Source organism: Massilia phosphatilytica, from assembly GCF_977014125.1.
In genome coordinates, this window is the sequence record NZ_CDRNIL010000069.1 from 1 (window position 1) to 2,220 (window position 2,220).

General features: G+C 60.1%; 2 pseudogenes. One reads left to right on the forward strand and one right to left on the reverse strand.

The features are described from left to right. Nucleotides 1–406: 406 nt before the first annotated feature. A pseudogene (locus ACWNCF_RS02455) lies at nucleotides 407–619 on the forward strand (NADP-dependent isocitrate dehydrogenase); the annotation flags it as partial. Nucleotides 620–630: 11 nt separating this feature from the next. On the opposite strand, the pseudogene ACWNCF_RS02460 reads toward ACWNCF_RS02455, so the two are convergent. Beyond that, nucleotides 631–1,748: pseudogene (locus ACWNCF_RS02460) on the reverse strand (NADP-dependent isocitrate dehydrogenase); the annotation flags it as partial. Nucleotides 1,749–2,220: the final 472 nt, after the last annotated feature.

Sequence of the window (2,220 nt, forward strand, 5' to 3'; positions counted from 1 at the left end):
ATGTATTGCTAAGGGTTAAAACGGAGGAGTTGGATGATCCAGCACCTCTCGTGAGGCTCAAGCACGATGAGCAACTCGTCGTCAGCCGCAACTACGCCGACCTGTTCCGCCAGATGCGACGGTCGCTCACGGTTGCCATGCGTCCACATCGCGAAAAGGCCTTTCACGATCTGCTTCGCCTTTACGAAAAGGTCGTGCAGCTAGCGCCTGTCCTATGTCTTATATAAGACTTAGCTGCACGGAAAGATGCAACGTTCGCGGCCGCTGGAGCATCATCTTCGACCGCTTCACCACCATCCGTGGCCCGGACAGCCGTGGAACTCAAGAGGAACCGTCGCGCAGCAGCTTGATTCGGACGTTTCCCAGAAATAGTATTCCAAGCCCTCCGCACATCGAGGAACCAGCGATGAGCAGTGATCAGACCATCATCTACACCCTAACCGACGAGGCGCCCCTGCTGGCCACCCACGCCTTCCTGCTCGTCGTCGAGACGTTTGCCAAACCCGCCGGCATCCGCATCGAAGAGAGCGACATCTCCGTTGCGGCGCGTATCCTCGCCGTCTTCGCCGACCGCCTGTCGGCGGACCAGCGCGTGCCGGACACGCTGTCGGAACTCGGCCTTGATCTTCCTTCTTCCAGGCGGCCGTCGGCGCCGTACATCTTGCCGCCGGCGCGGATCATCGCCGGCATCGACGCGTCGACGATCACGTCGTTCGGCGAGTGGAAGTTGGTGATGCCCTTGGCCGAGTCGACCATCGCCAGCGCCGGGCGGTGTTCCTGGCAGGCGTGGATGTCGCGGATGATTTCTTCGCGCTGCGAATCCGGCAGCTTGGCGATCTTGTTGTACAGGTCGGCCATGCCGTTGTTGACGTTCACGCCGAGGCTGTCCAGCAGCGCACCGTGCTTCTCGAACGCCTCCTTGTAGAAGGTGCGGACGCAGTGGCCGAACACGATCGGGTGCGACACCTTCATCATCGTCGCCTTCACGTGCAGCGAGAACATCACGCCGGTCTTGTGCGCGTCTTCGATCTGCTGTTCGTAGAAGTCGAGCAGGGCCTTGCGGCTCATGAACATCGAGTCGATGATCTCGCCGTCCAGCAGCGACACCTTCGGTTTCAGCACGATGGTCGCGCCGCTCTTCGTGACCAGCTCCATCTTGACGTCGCGCGCGCGGTCCAGCGTCATCGACTTTTCGCCGTGGTAGAAGTCGCCGTGGGTCATGTGCGACACGTGGGTGCGCGATGCCTGCGACCATTCGCCCATCGAGTGCGGGTTCTTGCGTGCGTATTCCTTGACGGCGCGCGGCGCGCGGCGGTCCGAGTTACCTTCGCGCAGCACCGGGTTCACGGAGGAGCCGATGCACTTGCCGTAGCGGGCCTTGATCTCTTTTTCTTCGTCCGTCTTGGGATCGGCCGGATAGTCGGGGAGGTTGTAGCCCTTGCCCTGCAGTTCCTTGATGGCCGCCTGCAGCTGGCCCACCGACGCCAGATGTTCGGCAGCTTGATGATGTTGGCTTCCGGCTGCAGCGTCTTCTTGCCGAGTTCCGACAGCGTGTCCGGCACGCGCTGGTCCGCCGACAGGCGGTCGGCGAAGACGGCGAGGATACGCGCCGCGACGGAGATGTCGCTCTCTTCGATGCGGATGCCGGCGGGTTTGGCAAACGTCTCGACGACGGGCAGGAAGGCGTGGGTGGCCAGCAGGGGCGCCTCGTCGGTTAGGGTGTAGATGATGGTCTGATCACTGCTCATACGCTGGTTCCTCGATGTGCGGGAGGGTTTGGAATACTATTTCTAAAAGGGAAACGTCAATCAACCTGCTGCGCAACGGTCTCTTGAGGTTTCCACGGCTGTCCGGGCCACGGATGCCAGGTGGTGAACAGATCGAGGATCATACTCCGTCAAACGTCGATCCGGCGGCCACGAACGTTGCATCTTTCCGTGCAGCTAAGTCTTATATAAGACATAGGACAGGCGCTATTATGCACGACCTTTTCGTAAAGGCGAAGCAGATCGTGAAAGGCCTTTTCGCGATGTGGAATCCAGACCAGCGCGTGGCAACCGTGACAACCGTGGCTACATCTGGCGGAACAGGTCGGCGTAGTTGCGGCTGACGACGAGTTGCTCGTCGCGTCCCTTGAGCCTCACGAGAGGTGCTGGATCATCCAACTAACTCCTCCGTTTTAACCTTAGCAATACGTAACTGAACGAAGACACACAACAT